Origin of the sequence: Mycobacterium riyadhense (assembly GCF_963853645.1) — a bacterium.
In the GTDB taxonomy this organism is placed as follows: domain Bacteria; phylum Actinomycetota; class Actinomycetes; order Mycobacteriales; family Mycobacteriaceae; genus Mycobacterium; species Mycobacterium riyadhense.
The window spans coordinates 2,945,571-2,963,606 of record NZ_OY970456.1 but is presented as its reverse complement, the minus strand read 5'-3'; the positions used below and the strand labels follow the sequence as shown (position 1 = coordinate 2,963,606).

Here is an 18,036-nt window from a genome sequence, read left to right as displayed (position 1 = left end):
GAGGGAAAGCCATGGACGTGAACTGGACGCCGCTACCGGTGCCATGGGCGGTACAGACCGCCGATCGAATCCCCAAGCAGCGCTACTACGACCCGGAGTTCTACGCGCTGGAGACCGAGATGCTCTGGCCCCGCGTATGGCAGATGGCGTGCCGCCTCGAGGAGATTCCCAAAGCGGGCGACTTCGTGGAGTACGAAATCCTCGACGAGTCGATCATCGTGGTGCGACTCGACGACGCCAACGTACGCGCCTACCACAACGCGTGCCGTCATCGCGGTGTAAAGCTGGTGGAAGGCAACGGCTCCCGGCGCACCTTCGTCTGTCCGTTCCACGGGTGGTGCTGGAGCATCGACGGACACAACACCTACGTGGCGCGGCCCGAGGTGTTCGACGAACACAACCTGTGCCCGGAGGATCTTCAGCTGGTATCGGTCAGGTGCGAAATGTGGGGTGGGTGTGCGTGGATCAATCTCGACGAAGCCGCTCCCCCGCTACGGCAATGCCTGGAGCCCTTCGCGTCGATCTATGACGCCTGGAAAGTCGAGGCGCTGCGCACCGAGTGGTGGCAATCGTGTCGGCTTCCGGTCAACTGGAAGCTGGCGACGGCCGCGTTCATGGAGGGCTACCACGTCCCGCAGACCCATCCGCAGCTGCTGCCGTCGGCGCAACACAATGGAGCGTCGGCAACCCACGAGATCATCCAGGCCAGCCTGTACTTTATGCGAACACTCGGCACGGGCATGGGCGGAATGACCCACGAGAATGACATCCGCATCGCCGAAGGCTTGCAGAACATGGAACTGCCGGCCGATCCCGTTGCGGCGATGGCGGTCTGGAAGAGCACGCTGAACGACGCGGTGGTCAGCTGGCATCGCGCCCGCGGCAGCGACATGCCCGACCTCAATGAACTGGTGCGGCGTGGGATCACCGACGCGATCGGGTTCGGCTTCCCGCACCATTTCATCCTGCCGACCTACAGCAGTGCCTCGTCTTACCGGATTCGTCCGCTGGGGCCCGAGGAGACCCTGTTCGAGATCTGGTCTCTCACCCGTTTCCCGTCAGACCTTTCTGCGGGCCGCCCCACCCCACCGCAACCCATGGGTCCCGATGATCCCCGCTGGCCGCCCATCCCCGCCCAGGACTTCTCCAATCTTCCGAGGCAGCAAAAAGGGCTGCACTCCAAGGGCTTTGAGTACATGCGGCTGTCGAATCAGATCGAAGGATTGATCTCCAACTTCGAACGCGTCGTCGACGGTTTCCTCGCCGGCCTACCGTACGAAACGCTGGTTCCCGCGATACAGAAGACCAACACCACCATCGATGTTCCGATCGTCGACCTCGGATTTGCGCAGAGCGCCACGTCGGACGCCCGATGACCACCGAGTGGGACCGCTCCGTCGACCTGCTCATCGCAGGCAGCGGCGGGGGCGGCATGGCCGCAGCACTGGCCGCGCTCGACTCCGGAATCGAGCCGCTGATTGTCGAGAAGCAAGCCCTGGTGGGTGGTTCCACCGGACTTTCCGGCGGCATGGTGTGGCTGCCCAACAACCCGCTGATGCGCGCCGACGGCATCCCGGACTCGCACGAGGATGGTCTGGCCTACTTCGACGCCGTCGTCGGCGACATCGGCCCGGCCTCATCGCCGGCGCGCCGCGAGATGTTCCTCACCGCGGGCTACGAGATGATCGACTTCCTGACGCGCAAGGGCGTTCGATTCGTGCGGTGCCCGGGCTGGAGCGACTACTACCCGAATCACAACGGCGGCAACGAAGCAGGTCGCGCGATCGAAGGCATCCCGTTCGACGCCGCCGAGCTAGGGGCCTGGAGCGACAAGCTGCAGCCCCCGCTGGCCAAGAACTATGGATACGTGGTGCTGACCAACGAGTTGCGGTCGGTTCAGTATTTCAACCGATCACCACGCGCATTCGCCGTGGCAGCGAAGGTCTTTGCCCGCACCAACGCTGCGCGCATCGCCCGGCGTCAGATGCTGACCAACGGCGCATCGCTGATCGGTCAGATGCTCAAAGTTCTGATCGCCCTCAGCGACGGACACCCACCGCTGTGGACCAATGCCGCCATGGACGATCTCATTGTCGAGGATGGCCGCGTGGTGGGGGCCCGGGTGATTCACGACGGCGCCGCGGTGAACATTGCGGCGCGCAAGGGAGTTCTGCTGGCCGCCGGGGGCTTTGGCCATAACGCAGAGATGCGCCGGCGCTACAGCGGTGACCAGCCCAACGAGGGACAATGGTCGATCGCCAACGCGGGTGATACCGGCGAGGTGCTGCACACGGCAATGCGACTAGGCGCGAAAACCGACCTTCTCGACGAAGCCTGGTGGCTGCCTTCGGTTTTCATCGCCAACGGCGGCGCCGCCGCGGCGTCGCTCGGCTCGGGACGACAACGCCCCGGAGCCATTTATGTCGACTCAACGGGCCGTCGGTTCTGCAACGAGTCGAACTCCTACGTCGAGGTCGGCAAGGCGATGTACGCCAATAAGGCGGTGCCGTGCTGGATGGTCTTCGACGAGGGTTATATCGGCAGATACATCTCGGGGGCAAACCCGTTCAGACACCGCCGCATGCCCGAAGAACTGATCGAGCGGGGCGCGGTCCTGCGGGGCGACAGCATCGCCGATCTCGCACGCCAGATCGACGTCCCGCCCAACGCGCTGGAGCGGACGGTGCAGCGCTTCAACGGTTTTGCGGCCAAGGGCCTCGACCCCGACTTCGGGCGCGGCCAGTCCGCGTACAACAACTGCCTGGGCGATCCCGGGTATCGCCCGAACGCCGCGCTGGGGCCGCTTACGCAGGCGCCGTATTACGCCACGAGGGTTGTTCCGGCCGATGTCGGAACATGTGGAGGAGTGATCACCAACGAGCACGCACAGGTCCTCGACCGGAACGACCGCGTGATCGACGGGCTGTACGCGACGGGCAACGTCACGGCGACGGTGATGGGCCGAAACTATCTGGGCGCGGGCGGAAGTATTGCCTACACGATGGTGTTCGGCTACGTCGCCGCGCGGCATGTCGCGGGCCGCTAACCCGGCGAGCAGACGCGAAAGCCCCCAATTTCGTGCCGAAATGGGGGCTTTCGCGTCTGCTCGCCCTACTCGTCACGGTCGACGAAATCGCGGGGCTTCAGACCCGACTGCGTGAGTTCGGCTCGACGCTGCTGAACATCGGACGCCGCGCCGACCATGTTGGTCAGGATGTGGCTGACCTGGAGGTGCACCCGCATGCCCATCAATTCCCAGGCCCGCTTCACGTTGTTCTTCACCGCCATCAACGTGGTCAATGGGATTTGGGCGATCTTGCGCGCCATCTCCTCGACGACATTCTCGAGTTCTTCGCGCGGCACCACCCTGTTGAGCAAACCCCAGTCGAGGGCTTGCTGTGCGGACAGGGTCGGCGCCAGCAGCAGCCAGTCCATGGTGCGGTGCCAATTCATCATCAACCACGGCTCGATCATCGTGTGCCCGCCCGGCTCGCCAAGGCTCTGGGCAAGCGGCATCTGGAAATACGCGTCGTCGGATGCCACACAGAAATCGGTCAGCAGACCGAGATAGATGCCGCCGCCCATGCAGTAGCCGTGGATTTGCGAGATCGTCGGCTTGGGAAACTCCCACAGGTACAGCGTGGGCCACAGGAACAAGTCCGCGGTGCCCTTGTAGAGGTCCTCAAAGGTATCTCCGAAGTCCGGGTATGGGTTCTCGTCCGGACCCCAACGCGCCACGTGCCCGCCGCAGAAGCCCATCCCATTGGCCTTCAGGATGACAACTTTGATCTCTTTGTCGCGATCCGCCTCGTGCAGGCAGTCGTCGACTTCGGTGACTAGTTGAGAATCTTTGGTGTTGGCCTTGTCGGCTCGATTCAGGACAATCCGCGCAATCGGCGGTTCGCGCTCATAGATGACCGCTTCAAGGACGCGCCGCTCCATGTCCGTGACATTACAGCGAACGGCTGATGATTTGTTTCATGTTTTCGCTTGTGCCGCCATAGATCTTGTTGACCCGCGCGGCCGCGTACGCGCGTGCCATGGGGTGTTTCATCATCTAGCCGTAGCCGCCGAAGAACTGGACGCATCTGTCGACGACTTCGACGGCTTTGTCCGCGGCGATCAGCTTGGCCATCGACGCCGTCGCCGGATCATTGTTGCCGTCGATGTAGTGCTGGATGCAGTAGTCGACCGTCGCCTTGATCGACAATGTCTCGGCCTTGAGTTCGGCTAGCTCAAACCTGTTGTGCTGGAACATGATCGATCGCAGCAAATGCATGCTCGACGCTGAATATGGGTGAGTGTGGATGAATTGCCCGGTTGAACACCTGACTACGCGGCGGAGCCGTCGATGGCGGACGCTAGCTGTTGGGGCGCGTAGCCGAGCAGTGCGGGAAGCAGCTCGCTGATTTGGCTGCCCCCGGCGGTGACGTGATAGGTCCCAAGAACCGTAGTGAGTTGGTGGGCGCGTCAAGCGCTTGCTGCCACTGCGTGGGAAGCGTGGCGGTGCCACCCAAACTGCCATCGCCGCCAGCCGCCCCAACGCCGCGTGCCAAGCCGGGAGAGCCGGTAGTGGAACCCGCACCGCCTCCGCCGGCTAGTCCGCCTGCGCCGCCGGCCCCGCCGGCACCACCGAAGCCCCCGACGCCTCCGAAACCCGATTGGCCGACCAGCGCGCCGCCACTACCGCCACTACCGCCGTTGCCGCCGGCACCGCCTTGTGCACCGGGGCCCATCGGCGCGATTGACCCGACTTCGCCAGATGTCCAGCAGGACAGTGGATCCGGCCGATTAGCGGGCCAGCAGGATGGCGCATGGCGCATGGCGCATGGCGCATCAAGCGGTTGCGAGAACGTTTACTTTGAACCCCAGCAGGCGATTCCACCCGATACCTCCTCCGCCGCGTACAGTACTGTTGTATTGCTTGCCAGTCAATTGAATCTTCGGCTCTGTCACTTCGCACGATTGCGGCGCGGTGCGGTGTACTAGGACGGTGGCTATGACCAACCCGCGGGCGACGAACGAGGACCTGACCGCGAAGGCCCGCATCCGCAACGCCGCGCTGGACCTGTATGCGCAGTTTGGCGAGGATCGGATCTCATTACGCGCCATCGCGGCCGAAGCCGGAGTCACCCTTGGTCTCGTTCAGCATCACTTCAAAACCAAGGCTGGTCTTCGCAACGCGGTCGACCGGCTTGTCGTGGACCACTTCGCCCAAGCCATCGCCGACGTTCCCACCGAGGGCCCTCCAGCGGAGCTAGCAGTTGCCCGCGATAACGCAGTTAGGCGCATGCTGGTCGACAACCCGGCCGTGGTGAACTACATCCGGCGTTCGGTTTTGGAGGCGTCTGACGATCGGATGCATCTGCTCGATGTGTTAGTTGAGCTGACTCGCAGCGAGGTCGCAGCATTGCGCCAGGCCGGGGTCGCCTCTACCCGGCGTCGCGAATCAATCCAGGTAGTCACGGTGCTGCTGCGGCAAATGGGCGAACTGCTGCTCCAGCCGTTTGTCGATGCGACTTGGGAGCGCGTCGCGCCCGCCGGCGACGGTCCGAAACCCCGTCTGTCGGTCGCGATCCGGGAAGACTGACCCCGCCGCGCTCCCAGAATATTGCGAGCGCCCCTCGTAGGGCACGACAGCGATCTCACCCGTCGGCCCGGTTCATGGGCTTTCTGACGAACGGGCTCAGCACGAGTTCCACGGTCACGCCGTTGGCGAAAATTGTTAAACATAACCAGATCTGGAGTCGCATGGCGGCAGAGCATGGGGTCGCCAATCGCGTCCCCACCGTGGCGGACAAGGCTCGAGTGCATTGCGATGCGCTTGATCGAAGCGGTTGCGGCCCAGAGGTACTCAGTCTTGTCGACCGAGGCGCCGAGCAAGACGCGTTCTCGGCTACTGTCTATGCCGACCTGCCCTACCCGGAGAACCGGCTGGTGTCGCCGGCGCACTCGCTGGTGGCGCGTGGCGTCATCGACGAAGCCGTGCTCGAAGCGCATGGCGGCGGCTAGGGCCAGGCTGGAAGCCTGACCATCAGGCTCGTGCCAGCAGCCACGCTTGGCCCTGACCTTCGCCCGCCGCAACCAGGTGCAGTTCGGCGAATGCGGTGGTCAGCTCGCCGGGCGTTGCGCGAAAGCGGCCCGGGACCGCATCGACTTCACTATGCGCGGCGATCGCGAGTAGTCCTCCCGGCACCAGGCGTTCGATGATCGCGTGGTCTAGACGGCGGTCGCGGAACCTGTGGCAAAGGATGACGTCGACCGGCGGTCCGGAGGGTAGCCCGTGGTCGAGATCAAAGACATCGAATTGGCATCGATTACCAACTCCATTGCGCTGGGCTAGATCTCGTGCATATCTAATGGCGACCGGCGAGATGTCGACTCCCCAAACAGCCAAGCCGCGGCGGGCCAGCCAGATCGAGCCGAGTCCTTGGCCGCAGGCGAGATCAAGAGCTATTCCCCCGTTGGGGAACACATGGGCATATGGCGCAAAGACTCCCGGCAGCTGCACCTCATCGATCACCGCCGGTCCCTGGCTCGCATACCGTTCGTCCCAGCGTTGCCGCTCCTTATCGGTCACACGGGCAACACTACGACGATTGTCATTGCGACCTAGGCGGCCCAGCGATCGTACTGCGTGCCCGGACCTGGGCGAACGCTCGCGATGAACAGCAGCATGTCATCCACGGCGCCCTGATGACCGCGCGATTCCTCACGAACGACGAGATCGCCGGGCAACTCGATGACGCGGCCAACCTCATCTTGGGAGCGCCTGTTGCCTGAAAGATCCTCGGCACCAGCCTAATTGGCTTGAGGATGCCGCAAGCTATCCAAAGTGCACGCGAACGCGTCGCGTCGCTACTTGAACCGCCCGGCAAAGCCACGCAAGGGCACGTCCGCACTGGTCAAGATCCCGGGTGGGGCGGCGACAACAGACCGGATCGCGTTGAGCGCGGGCATTCCGGTGACGGTCATTCCCAACGAGGCGAACGCCGCCGGAGTGGACAAGTCGGCGCTGCGGTGCGGGATGATCATGTGCTTGCTGTACACCGTGGGGTCGCCCTGAATACGGGTGATGTAGCAGCCTTTCACGTCCCAGTGCGGGTCGGTGTGTGGCGTCATCTGCCATTCGATGTGTGCCTCAACTTTGGGCACACCTCCGACCAGGCCCCGATACTTGATGTAACTGGCGCCAAGCGAACCCCTGGGCAACTTGTACCAGCCCAAGTCGACGTCCTTGGTGCATGCTCCCAACTCGCAGGAATAGGCAACTTCGTCGAGTTCGAGATCGAAGCAGTCGGCCATCAGATACACGCTGTCGGCGAACACCCGGGTGCCCTTCTCCAACATGCCCGGTATCTCGGGATCGTCGATCGGCCGGCCATAGCCGCACATCTCCCACGTCGGGGCCGAGTGGTGGCACGACACATCCACGGACTCGATGACCGTCACGTTTTCCAGATCGGCCACGTCACAGGTATGCACCACACCGAGAATCTGGCATAGCCCGGGATTCATTCCGGTTCCGTAGAAGGTCGATCCGCCGCGTTCACATGCCTCGCGCAGCACCACCGTGGTGGGCTTGCCCGACGGGTGCGGGTGGTTGGTATCTCGGTGATGCCCGGTGATCCAGTCCGCCGTGGTGACTATGTTGATGCCGGCTTCCAGGACTTTCACATAGAGGTCTTCATCGGGAAACACACCGTGAAACGTCAGTACATCGGGTTTGGCTGCGATGATGTCGTCGACCGACCCGGTGGCGATCACGCCATTCGGCGCCAGCCCGGCCAACTCGCCGGCATCACGACCGATCTTTTCCGTTGTGTAGCAATATAATCCGACCAACTCCAGGTCGGGGTAATGGCAGAGCCGTTTGATCATCTCGGTGCCGACGTTGCCCGTCGCCACCTGGAAAACTCGAATCCGACGCTGTGTCTTCGTGGCGGTCATGGGATTTCGGCCTTTCTGCGACTATCGGAACGCTTGGCGTCGGCCCGGACCAGACGAGGCGAGCGCGTGTCGTCCTGTCGGCCTTCTGGATAAAACCGCTTGGCCCAGGCGCGTAGGGCCTTGAAGCCGGCGTTCTCTGCGCCGGCCAGCGCGGGAGTATCGGAGTAACGCTGGTGCGACCAGATATGGACATCGGCGAGAAACTGATCGATCACCGCTTGCGCGAAGCCCTGCGCCTTGGGCGGCGGCTGCGGTGAGTCATCGCCGGGCAAGCGACCGATATAGACCATGAACCGAACGTCGGAGGTCTCCTCGTCCACCGGGGTAATGGCCGAAATCGTCCGGTTGTCGATCATGCCCCAGCTTTTCGTCACGGCCACCCCGAGTCCGCCGTTGATGGCCTCGACACCACTGTTCATCGTGTCCGCCGACATCCCTTCGACGGCGTCGAACGCGATCGTGAAGTCGACGTAGGACACCGGGCCGTCGAACTCCTGCCGGGTGAACTTAGGGACGAACGGAGTCTTGTGCACGAACTTGAAATGCGCGAAATCGACGCCGTTTTCGAGCACGTACTGCGGATGCAATTCCAGGCGTTCGCGATAGAGGCTGGCGTGCGGGTAGGCCGGATAGTAATCCTGGGCGCTGCCGTCGGCGAAACTTGCGAATACGTCCGGAACGTCGAAATAGGGGTCGCGGCCATCGACATCGTGCCAGATGTAGACCGATTCGTTGCGTTCCGCCACAGGAAACGTGCGAATACGCCGCCCCCGATTGGGTCGATCCTGGTATGGGATACACACGTTGCGGCCGTCCTGGTTCCACTCCCAGCCGTGGAACGGACACACGATTCGGTCGCCTTGCACATGACCGCCATAACCCAGATGGGCGCCGAGGTGTTCGCAATAGGCATCCATCACGGTCAGCGTGCCCGAGGCGGCTCGCCAGGCCACCATCTCGCGACCGAAATACTTCATCCGGTGGACGTCACCGGCGCCAATCTCGGCGGACCATGCGACTTGGAACCATCCCGTCGGCTTCATCGACAGAGGCGGCTTTGCCATCGCAGCTGTCCCTTTCGCGCGCCCGTCCCTCGGGGCTCACGGCGTCCTCGACACGCCCCCAGGCCAAACAATAGCGCGCACCACGCGATTTTGATAGTGACTTCTGTGAAACTGTGCGCACGCTGACTCTGCCGGTACTGCCGAATACGCGAAAGTCATTCGGAGCCAGAGTTTTCCAGATACGCAACGATCGCGTTGGTCAGCCCGCGGCGCGCCTCGTCGAGGTCTGAGTAGGTGCCTAGCTGCCTTTCTGACGTGATCCCTCGCATCGCCCCGGGGATAAACGCAGCCACCTCGCGAATCCGATCTGGGTCGACATCCAGGCCGGCAAACGCCTTCTGGCAGGCCAGTGCCCAGCTGTGCTGCCAGGACGACAATTCGGCAGCAGTGCGCGGATAGAGCCGCTCCAGCTCGGCGCGGTCATTGGGCAGTGCCCTGCGCAGCGTCTCGATCGCCCGGGAATCGCTGGAGGTCAGCCCCTCATACATGGTATCGATGATGATCGCGACCCGCTCGCGCAGCGGCCCGCCGCAGACTGCGTTCGACGGCAGTTCGCCGCGGCGCTCCGCGGTACGGTGCAATACCGCAGCCCAAAATCCGTCGATATCGCCGAACTGGTATTTGACAGCTCCCCAGGTGGCGCCGCTTTCTTTGGCGATGCGATTGGCCGACGCCGCCCCGGGATCGCCGGAGGCCAGTGATCGCAGCGCGGCCTCCAGCATGGTCTCGCGAGTCGCAAGTCCACGCCGATTGGTGCGCCGCCCCTTCACGCCAGCTTCCGCCATTCCGGGGATGGTAGTGCCTGTGCCAGCCGTCCGCCGAATCATGTTCTGATCAAGGAACGATGCGACAGTGCCCTAGATCATCAAACACCGTGCCGGTCATGGCGATTGGCAATAGTCCGCTCGATGGCTCGCGGCGGGTGCCGTCGACTAAACCCACGCGGTGGTTGATCCTTTGCCCAAGTTCAGCGATCCTCAACGGGCCGATGCTGGTGATGTAGCGAACGAGGAGTGGCGTGATGGGTGTGGGACAGCTCGCGCTGAACAGTGCGCCGATTTTTGGTGGCGCAATGCTGGCGATTGCGGCCGGACAGTTCAGAGGACCGGACTTTCGCGGGATGATCAAGCAGGACATGGAACTGCTCGATCGACTCCCACCGGAAGCCACCGAAAGACGCGCCGAGCTCCAGCGCACCATCGATGCCCGCATCGACGACCTGATCGAGGCCTCCGACCGCAGTCGTGCAATGCGCAAGGCCGCAGCGTCCTACCAGGGCAATTGGCGCGACATTGTGCTGCTGATCTGCGCGGTGCTGTTCACGATCGTTTGGTGGAATGTCAACCACCACCGCAGCAACTGGCTGCCGACATTCATCCTATTGATCCTGCTATCGGCGGTGACTGCGGCCTACGCATTGCGTGGCGCGATACGGGCCAGCACATCGATGCTGCACAGCCGACGCCGCAATCGTTAACGCGACAACCATGAAAAGGACTGTGCAACAAGCCTTTCAGTACCCGCGGCCGCCGAACGTCTCGAGCATCTCCAGGGCGGCGTCGATGCTGGGAAGAATGGTTGGCCCGAAGCTGCTGACTACCTTCGCGAGTGCGTGGGCGACGTGCGGCCCGACGGCGCCGGCCGCCAGGACGGTATCGGCTAGCACGATGCCATTCACCACGTGGGCGGCGCTCAGTCGACCGTCCCGGGTGACCTCATACCGCCAATCACCGATCTGAATTCTTTCCGGCTCCGATCGGAAGAACCCTCGTCGGGCCGGAAGGTGCACGACGCCGGGAACTGCCGTAAACACCTTGACCACCAGCCCGACTCCCCCAGGGCCGGCCAGGGCCGACCCGACGGCGCGGCTGACGCGCTCCTGGTCGAAGCCGGTCATCAGCCGCTCATCGGCAGGACGAACGACGGCGTGATGCTTTGCGGCTCGCCGCTTCGACGCACCGCCGTTCCCGCCACATAGAACTCCACCGTGTGGTGTCCCCATGCGTAGTTCGAGATAGCGAAATGCACACCGACTACCCCGGTTCCGCCGTCGCGCTCGGCTTCGCTTTGCATGCGCGACATCGCCAGCTCCCGCGCCTGGTAACTGCCTTGGGTCCACTGCGGCATCTCCGCGTTGCGCCCAACCTGGCTCAGCGTCCTCAAGAAACCTTGCACCGCGATGTGGAAAACGCAGTTGCCCATCACGAACGCAACGGGTGCAAATCCGGATCGCAGCAGCGTCGTCAGGTCCTGCCCGGACAGGTGACTGGTAAACGCCTGCCCGTTCGGGCGACGAAACGCCCCCGGTTTGGCGGTGTAGCGCACCGCCGTCCCGACGGCGATGAACTCGAGATGCTCGCCCTCGCCCTGATGGCGCCACTCGAGCCGGACGCCGACAACGCCATCCGCGCCAAGTGAATCGGCTTCGGCCTGCATCCGCGACATCGCATTCCAGCGGGCGCGATACGTCGCGTCGGTGAGCACCGGCAGCTCCGATTGTTGCCGCAGACCGGTGAATTGGTAGCCCACGTGATACACGGAGACGCCCATCACGAGTTCCACGGGTTCAAAACCTGCCCCATGCAAGAGCGCGAACTCATTGATTGACAGATCCGAGGTGAACACTTTCCCAGCATGCGACAGCCGCTCGCTGGCAACTGGGTCGAGTGGGTTCGGTTGCATCGTCTCTGTCCTCCTGCGGCCTACTGCGGCCCTCGTGCGATCTCGGACAGCGTAGGCCGCAGGGCAGTCTTGCACACACATAACGTGCGACATCAGCGAACAGTGTCGAATTCAGGAATCCAGCTCGTCGCCATCTCTCGGGCGGTCGTCGCTACACTCCAGAAGCTCTTTGAGAGCCTCGGAGAACCCATCGGCCATGTCCCACAGGTCCGGCAGTACGTCGGGGCACGAGATGATCCCGATGCCCAGTTGCCCATTGAGCGACATCACGGTGATGTTGAGCGCCGCACTGCCCAGGATCGGACCAAAAGGATAGATCGAGTCGACCTGGCACCCCAGGAAGTACATCTGGGTCGGCGGGCCAGGCACGTTCGACAGGATCAGGTTGAAGGCGGGGCTGGTAGATATCGCAATACGCGGCAGGATCCGCATCGCGGCACCGAACATCGCCGGACTGCCGAATTGGGTCCAGTCGTGCAGCAGAGTGGGGCCAATGGCGGCGGTGTGATCTTTTGCTGCGGTGTTTCCGGCCGCGATGGCGCGAATTCGTTCAGCTGGGTCGCTGATTTGACTTTCCACCCGACAAAACATCCATGTGGTGTGGTTGCGCCCCGGTCGATCGGACTTGTCGTGAACCGACACCGGCACGGTGGCCACTAGCGGGGTGTCGGGAAGCTCGCCACGATCGAGCAGGAACCGTCGCAATACCCCGGCGCACAATGCCACGATCACGTCGTTGACCGTCACCCCGAACCGGTCCTTGACTCTCTTGACGTCGCGCATATCGAGCTGGGCGTAGGCGATGTTGCGCTCCTTGCCGACGGCGCCGTTGAATGGCGCGGGTGGTGCCGAAAACGGTGCGGCCATGGTGCGGCCCTCACGTGCCCGCAGCGCCGTCTGAGCCAAAGTCAGCATCGTCGCCGGTACCAACGTCGCCAAGCGCAACGGCCGCGTGGCGAAGCCCATCAATCCACTTACCGCGATCTGCAACGGATCGGCGCGACCCGTGCCACCGACCGGCTGCGGCGCCGGCGCATCGGCCTGCAGGCTGCAGAGCTGGGCCAGCAGGTTCGCCGCGGCGATCCCGTCGACCATGGAGTGGTGGACCTTGAGCATCACCGCCACCGCGTCATGGCGGGCGCCACCTTCAAGCACCCACATCTCCCACAGCGGTCGGTCACGGTCGAGCGGCAATCCCGCAAGGTATCCACAGAACTCAGCCAGCTCGCGGCGTCCCCCGGGCGTTGGCACACCGACTCGGTGCAAGTGGCGGCGCAACTGGAAGCTCTCGTCGTCCACCCACACTGGGTGATCCAGGTTCAACTGGGTGTCGGCGAGCTTCATCCGAAATTCCGGCAGCGCTTTCACATGCTTCGCCAATGCGGCGCGCATCCGGCCGTACGTGTAGCCGCCGGGCATCGTCGATGTGTCCAATTCCAGAACACAGCACACGTTCAGCGGTTGCGTCGGTGTCTCCAGATAGAGGAAAAATGCGTCAAATCCGGTTAGTCGTTCCATAGCCGCCCGCTCGACTGAAAAATGTTGGAACTCCCCACCCCGCACAAAGTTTAGACAGCTGAAATCGTCAGAGCTAGCCCTCCACAAGCGTTTTCCGCGTTAAATGTTTATGACCGCGTTGGTCAAATCGTCGCCGTCAATGAACTGCAGACAACAAAAAATGCCCGAATGCGACGCACACTCCGGATCGGTTCACGGTTTCCCACTCAACTCGAAACCTAAACCTCGTTTCCAGCCGTCGTCGTGCGCAACCGCGGTCCATCGGCCACACCAGCGGGCGAGCACCTCAGACATCTGGCCGGCGACCGATCGCCTGCACACGGCCCAAGTTCAGAGCCGACCCGCGGCGAAAGTCGCTGCCTCCTCGACCATTCCGTCGTCGGTGTACGCGTTATGCGCGGCCCAGTCTCCTCCGTTGGAACAGACGGGGTCGCCAGCAGAACACAACTGGATGGTCTTGGCCACGTATAGGGGACCGATGATCAGCGGCGGCGCCCCAATCGAATTAATGAATTGGGCCGACGGCGTTCCGAAAGGGTGATCGCTGCGACGTGGTCCGCGACCTCGGCGGGCATTGGCCTGGGAGCGTCCTCAGGTGCACCGTCGGGTATTGCCGCGGAGGTGACATAACCCATCACTGCCGCACCTTGGGAAAATCCGCCCAGGACCATCTTGGTTTTGGGACAGTCGACCGCCGTGTGCTCGACGTGCATGCCCGCGTCGTTGACCCCGTCGACCGCGGTGGGGAAATCGGTCGTGGCTGGGTAGTCGACCGCGTAGACCACCATGGACTTCGGGCCAATTTTCGAACGCAACGAGTTGACGAATCCCTGGCCGGTTTCGCCAACGCCAGGTGGCTCGCCGGTGCCCCGGGCGAATACCACCTCGACATCCGGGCACGACGGGTTAGGTGGCGGCGGCGATGGAATCGCGGATGCGAAAGGGACGGGTTCGATCAACAGTGCGCACGTCGCGGCAACTGCCGTACCAACGAATCTACCGATGATGGATGCTCTCACGCGTCAATAATGCCCGATGGATACCTTTTACATCACCCAAGGGGGCAGACGGTTGGGCCGGCTGCGGATGCTGCGGTTCATATAGGCACAGTCGACCACCCCCGGAAGCGTGATCATGGTGAGCCGGCCCCAGCCCTCTTCGGTCGGCGGAGTGCACTCGACGCCATCGACGTTGACCGAGAACTGACCTGAGCAATTTCGCGCTATCGAACCGATCCGGGGTTGGCCTCGTGATATCTCGTATCGGCACTTTGGGAAAGGTGTCCACGGGTGCGCGACCGGCGCGGCCTGGCGGGAGGGCCATGAACAAACGACTCGACGCTGCCGATTCGCTAACCCGCGACCTGACCATCGAACTGCACGATGTGGTTCGCGAATACCAAGTCGGTGGCCAACGCGTTCGTGCACTGGACGAGATCAGCTTGCGGCTTGATGGCGGGCATTTCGTGGCGATCGTCGGACCCTCGGGCGCCGGCAAGAGCACGTTGCTACATCTTCTGGGCGCGCTGGACTCCCCCGACTATGGGTCGATTACGTTCGCCGGCGGTGAGATTGGCCGACTCAGCGATGAGCAGCAGTCGCAGTTCCGCCATCGGCGCGTGGGGTTCATCTTTCAGTTCTTCAACCTGCTCCCAACGCTGTCGGCGTGGGAGAATGTAGCGGTTCCCAAGCTGCTCGACGGTGTCCGATTGGGATTAGCCAAACCGGATGCGATTCGGCTGCTGGACCGGGTGGGCTTGGCCGACCGGACCGAGCACAGACCAGCGGAACTGTCCGGTGGGCAAATGCAGCGTGTTGCGGTGGCGCGGGCATTGATGATGGACCCGCCCCTGATCCTTGCCGACGAGCCAACTGGGAACCTCGATTCCACGACGGGTGCTTCGATCTTGGCGCTGCTAGCCGAATTGGCCCACGAGGACGGCCACGGTCGACTCGTGGTGATGGTGACGCACAACTCCGACGCCGCGGCCGCCAGCGATCGGGTGATCATGCTCCAAGATGGTCGGGTCAGCTCCGACGAATTGTCGGTGGTGTCCGGGTGAGACCGGGGCGCGCGATAACGGCTGCCGTGAGCCGGTGGCGCGTATTCAGCCTGCGCGAACTCGTGGTGCATCGGCGGCGCACCACCGCCTCGATTGCGGTAATGGCAGTGTCCGCGATGTATCTGGTCGCGATACTCGGGATCTTCGGCTCGATCCGCGGTTCCGTCAACAGGCTCGCCGACGGGATCGCCGGAATAGCCGCGCTGGAGGTGTCGGGTATCATCGATGCCGGCTTTGCCGACACGATCACCGCAGATGTAGCCGCGGTTCCCGGCGTTGCCGCCGCGGTGCCGATGATCCGGTCGTCCGCCGCCACGCCGACTGGGCCGGTTCTGCTGCTGGGAGCAGACGCGAACGTTGCCGCGCTAGGTGGTGTGCTCAAAGATGCTTTGAAAGCTGGTGGGGCAGAACAGCAATTCGCAGTTCCTTCGCAGGTACCCAATGGTGTGCGCGTCGGGCCAGCTGTGGGTCGCGCGAAAGGTGAAACGTTTCAGCTGGGCTCGGGTTCGGTCACCGTCATCGAGGTGCTGGCGGGCAAACGCCTCGCCGATCTCAACGGCGGGCACTATGTGCTTGCTCCACTTGCTACTGCTCAGAATGTATCCGGACGACGAGGTCAGCTCGACTCGATTCTGATCACCATAAAACCAGATGCGGACCTTGCCGCCGTTCGCGCCTCGATCACGGCCGCGGTGAACAACCGGGCAATCGTCGCAGAGCCGAGCATGCGTGCGACGCGCGCCGGCGACGGCGTCAAGATGATGAACTACATGGCTCTGATGGGCGCGATGGTCGCGTTGGCGGTGGGTGCGTTTCTGATCTACACCACCATGACCATGGCGATCACGCAGCGCCGACCGGTGATGTCGATGCTGCGCGCGATCGGCGGACGACGTGTCACGATCGTTCGCGACATGCTCGCGGAGGCGGCGATACTCGGACTGATCGGTGGAGCAATTGGATCGTGCGCCGGAATACTGTTGGGCCGCATGGCGATTGGCCGATTGCCTCCGGCGCTTACCCAGGGTCTAGAGGCTCGGGTCGAGTACTGGCTGCCCGGCTATGCGATACCTGCCGTGGTCGCGGCCGCGGCACTGACCAGTGTGGTTGCAGCTGCGATGGCCGCCCGGCAGGTTTACCAGGTTTCACCCATCGAGGCGTTGGCACCGGTAGGAGTTTCAGCGGCCGACCGAGTGCCGCGCTGGCTGCGGATCGCAACTGGAGTTGGAGCCGTCGCCGTGTTTGCGGTTTCGATCCTCGTGGTCGTCGACCAGAAAGGCGCTTTGGCCTTCGCCGCGATGTCTGCGGTGTTCTGTGCCCAGATCGCGCTTGGCTTCGCAGTTGCGGGGCCCATTGTCAAAACCACAGCCGCAACGGCCCGAATGTTCGGATCCGTCGGAGCTCTCGCGGCAGCAACGATCGAGCGGGCGCCGCGCAGAGTGTGGTCGACCGTGATGACGGTGCTCATCGCGGTCGTCACCACCGTTGCGATAACCGGTGCAAACAACGACATGATCCGGTCGGCGCGCGCGATCTTCTCGCCGGTATCCGAGGTCGACGTGTGGGTGAGCGCAGATCCTCCGGACACCTACCCCACCGACGTTCTCCCGCAAGGCCTTTCCGATAAGGTGGCCGCGGTGCCAGGGGTGGCACGCGTGACCGAGGGCGCGTTCGCGTTCGCCGTCGTGGGCGGGACGCGGGTCATGCTCGACGGTTTCTCCGCCGGAACAGCCGACGCGCTCTACCGCGCACTCGATCAGCGGCTGCGCGACGAGGTGCTCGCCGGTCGGGGCGTGGTGCTTTCCCGGAATCTGGGCTGGACGCTCAATGTTCGGGTTGGTGACCAATTGCGGCTACAAACGCCGCATGGATTACGGCAGACCGTCGTACTGGCCCTGGTGCCATACTTCTCGACGGTGATCGGCAGCATCGGGATGAGCCTCGACCAATTGCGAACGTGGTTCGACCGTCCGCAACCAACCACATTGCAGATCACCGCCGACCGTGGCGTGGATACCAACCGCCTGTTGGCCGATGTCCGGCGGGTGGTGCCCGCCCCTAACTACGTGTACGACGGTCGTGCGGCGGTGGCGGGCCTGGAGGCGCCGCTGCATCAAAGCATGTTCATCGCCGACGCGGTGTGGCTCATCGTCGTTCTCGTAGCCGCCGTGGCACTCCTGAACACCCTTACGCTCTCGGTACTGGAACGGCGCCGCGAAATTGGGGTGCTACGGGCGATGGGATCCAGCCGCCGGTTCACGTTGCAGACGGTGCTGGCCGAGGCGGCGGCCATCGGTGTTGTCGGCGGCGTCCTGGGACTATTGTTCGGCCTGCTTGACCAGTGGTTGTTCAGCCTGGTCAGCGGCGACATGATGAACTTCGCGGTCGGCTTCCGCCCAAGCTCAATGGCGTTGGCTTTCACCGTCGGAGCGCTGGCTGTCAGCCTCCTCGGCTCCGTCCCACCCGCGCGGCGTGCGGCACGACTGAACATCATCGAGGCCGTCGGCGTCGAGTAGGCATTCTCCCGCAGATCGCCGCCAGGTCAACACACCGGGGACGTCAGAGGCCGAGTGGGAGAAGCGCGATAAAGAGAGGCGCCAAGGGGTCCGTCACAGGAAGGGCGAACGAACTATTCAAGAACGGCAATACCGGACTTTCGAACCGATTTACGGTTTGTCCGGGCGCCCCTAGACCGAGCGAGGTTTCTTGCCCAGAAGTCAACGTATTGTTAAAGAACGGGCTATCGACAATAAGCCCAAC

The 18,036-nt window shown here is 63.2% G+C and carries 15 protein-coding genes and 3 pseudogenes; 7 read left to right on the top strand and 11 right to left on the bottom strand.

The features are described from left to right. The first annotated feature begins 11 nt into the window (after window positions 1-11). Window positions 12-1,376, top strand: a complete 1,365-nt coding sequence (locus AADZ78_RS13265) for an aromatic ring-hydroxylating oxygenase subunit alpha (RefSeq protein WP_085253267.1) — start codon at window positions 12-14, stop codon at window positions 1,374-1,376. Further along, window positions 1,373-3,046: an FAD-binding protein gene (locus tag AADZ78_RS13260; protein WP_085253268.1), complete on the top strand. Its 1,674-nt coding sequence runs from the start codon at window positions 1,373-1,375 to the stop codon at window positions 3,044-3,046. Before AADZ78_RS13265 ends, AADZ78_RS13260 begins: the two co-directional genes overlap by 4 nt. Before the next feature lie 65 nt (window positions 3,047-3,111). On the opposite strand, the gene AADZ78_RS13255 is transcribed toward AADZ78_RS13260, so the two are convergent. From AADZ78_RS13255 to AADZ78_RS13245, 3 genes and pseudogenes are all read right to left on the bottom strand, one after another. After that, entirely contained in the window at window positions 3,112-3,942 is an 831-nt protein-coding gene (locus AADZ78_RS13255) for an enoyl-CoA hydratase-related protein (protein WP_085253269.1), read from the bottom strand. 10 nt (window positions 3,943-3,952) lie between these two features. Next, window positions 3,953-4,261, bottom strand: a pseudogene (locus AADZ78_RS13250) (acyl-CoA dehydrogenase family protein); the annotation flags it as partial. A gap of 100 nt (window positions 4,262-4,361) precedes the next feature. Beyond that, the gene (locus AADZ78_RS13245; protein WP_085253270.1) at window positions 4,362-4,736 is read right to left on the bottom strand and encodes a hypothetical protein; all 375 of its coding nucleotides are present in this window, start codon (window positions 4,734-4,736) and stop codon (window positions 4,362-4,364) included. Between the two features lie 263 nt (window positions 4,737-4,999). Here AADZ78_RS13245 and AADZ78_RS13240 point away from each other — a divergent pair, with 263 nt between their 5' ends. Beyond that, window positions 5,000-5,590: a TetR/AcrR family transcriptional regulator gene (locus tag AADZ78_RS13240; protein ID WP_085253271.1), complete on the top strand. Its 591-nt coding sequence runs from the start codon at window positions 5,000-5,002 to the stop codon at window positions 5,588-5,590. Window positions 5,591-5,664: 74 nt separating this feature from the next. After that, a pseudogene (locus AADZ78_RS13235) lies at window positions 5,665-6,031 on the top strand (thiocyanate hydrolase). A gap of 3 nt (window positions 6,032-6,034) precedes the next feature. Here AADZ78_RS13235 and AADZ78_RS13230 read toward each other — a convergent pair. The 4 genes from AADZ78_RS13230 to AADZ78_RS13210 all read right to left on the bottom strand — a co-directional run bounded on the left by AADZ78_RS13230 (window position 6,035) and on the right by AADZ78_RS13210 (window position 9,736). Then, complete coding sequence (locus AADZ78_RS13230) at window positions 6,035-6,580, bottom strand: class I SAM-dependent methyltransferase (protein WP_085253272.1); 546 nt, start codon at window positions 6,578-6,580, stop codon at window positions 6,035-6,037. A 278-nt stretch (window positions 6,581-6,858) separates the two neighbouring features. Further along, a complete protein-coding gene (locus tag AADZ78_RS13220; protein WP_085253273.1) occupies window positions 6,859-7,950 on the bottom strand; it encodes a dihydrodipicolinate reductase in 1,092 nt (363 codons plus the stop codon). Then, window positions 7,947-9,014 carry a Rieske 2Fe-2S domain-containing protein gene (locus tag AADZ78_RS13215; RefSeq protein WP_085253274.1) on the bottom strand — a complete coding sequence of 356 codons (1,068 nt, stop codon included), beginning with the start codon at window positions 9,012-9,014 and terminating at the stop codon, window positions 7,947-7,949. Before AADZ78_RS13215 ends, AADZ78_RS13220 begins: the two co-directional genes overlap by 4 nt. Window positions 9,015-9,169: 155 nt before the next feature. Then, window positions 9,170-9,736 carry a TetR/AcrR family transcriptional regulator gene (locus tag AADZ78_RS13210; protein ID WP_085253295.1) on the bottom strand — a complete coding sequence of 189 codons (567 nt, stop codon included), beginning with the start codon at window positions 9,734-9,736 and terminating at the stop codon, window positions 9,170-9,172. Between the two features lie 299 nt (window positions 9,737-10,035). Here AADZ78_RS13210 and AADZ78_RS13205 point away from each other — a divergent pair, with 299 nt between their 5' ends. Next, window positions 10,036-10,491: a hypothetical protein gene (locus tag AADZ78_RS13205; RefSeq protein ID WP_085253275.1), complete on the top strand. Its 456-nt coding sequence runs from the start codon at window positions 10,036-10,038 to the stop codon at window positions 10,489-10,491. Between the two features lie 36 nt (window positions 10,492-10,527). Here AADZ78_RS13205 and AADZ78_RS13200 read toward each other — a convergent pair whose 3' ends face one another. From AADZ78_RS13200 to AADZ78_RS13185, 4 genes and pseudogenes are all read right to left on the bottom strand, one after another. Beyond that, window positions 10,528-10,911: a DUF5073 family protein gene (locus AADZ78_RS13200; RefSeq protein ID WP_085253276.1), complete on the bottom strand. Its 384-nt coding sequence runs from the start codon at window positions 10,909-10,911 to the stop codon at window positions 10,528-10,530. Beyond that, window positions 10,911-11,696 carry a heavy metal-binding domain-containing protein gene (locus AADZ78_RS13195; RefSeq protein ID WP_085253277.1) on the bottom strand — a complete coding sequence of 262 codons (786 nt, stop codon included), beginning with the start codon at window positions 11,694-11,696 and terminating at the stop codon, window positions 10,911-10,913. The genes AADZ78_RS13200 and AADZ78_RS13195 overlap by 1 nt, the downstream gene beginning before the upstream one ends. Window positions 11,697-11,807: 111 nt before the next feature. After that, a complete protein-coding gene (locus AADZ78_RS13190; RefSeq protein ID WP_085253278.1) occupies window positions 11,808-13,214 on the bottom strand; it encodes a WS/DGAT/MGAT family O-acyltransferase in 1,407 nt (468 codons plus the stop codon). A 330-nt stretch (window positions 13,215-13,544) separates the two neighbouring features. Then, window positions 13,545-14,221, bottom strand: a pseudogene (locus tag AADZ78_RS13185) (cutinase family protein). A gap of 356 nt (window positions 14,222-14,577) precedes the next feature. Here AADZ78_RS13185 and AADZ78_RS13180 point away from each other — a divergent pair. Both AADZ78_RS13180 and AADZ78_RS13175 read left to right on the top strand, forming a co-directional pair. Next, complete coding sequence (locus AADZ78_RS13180) at window positions 14,578-15,276, top strand: ABC transporter ATP-binding protein (RefSeq protein ID WP_085253296.1); 699 nt, start codon at window positions 14,578-14,580, stop codon at window positions 15,274-15,276. Beyond that, window positions 15,273-17,792: an FtsX-like permease family protein gene (locus AADZ78_RS13175; RefSeq protein ID WP_085253279.1), complete on the top strand. Its 2,520-nt coding sequence runs from the start codon at window positions 15,273-15,275 to the stop codon at window positions 17,790-17,792. Before AADZ78_RS13180 ends, AADZ78_RS13175 begins: the two co-directional genes overlap by 4 nt. Window positions 17,793-18,036 lie beyond the last annotated feature (244 nt).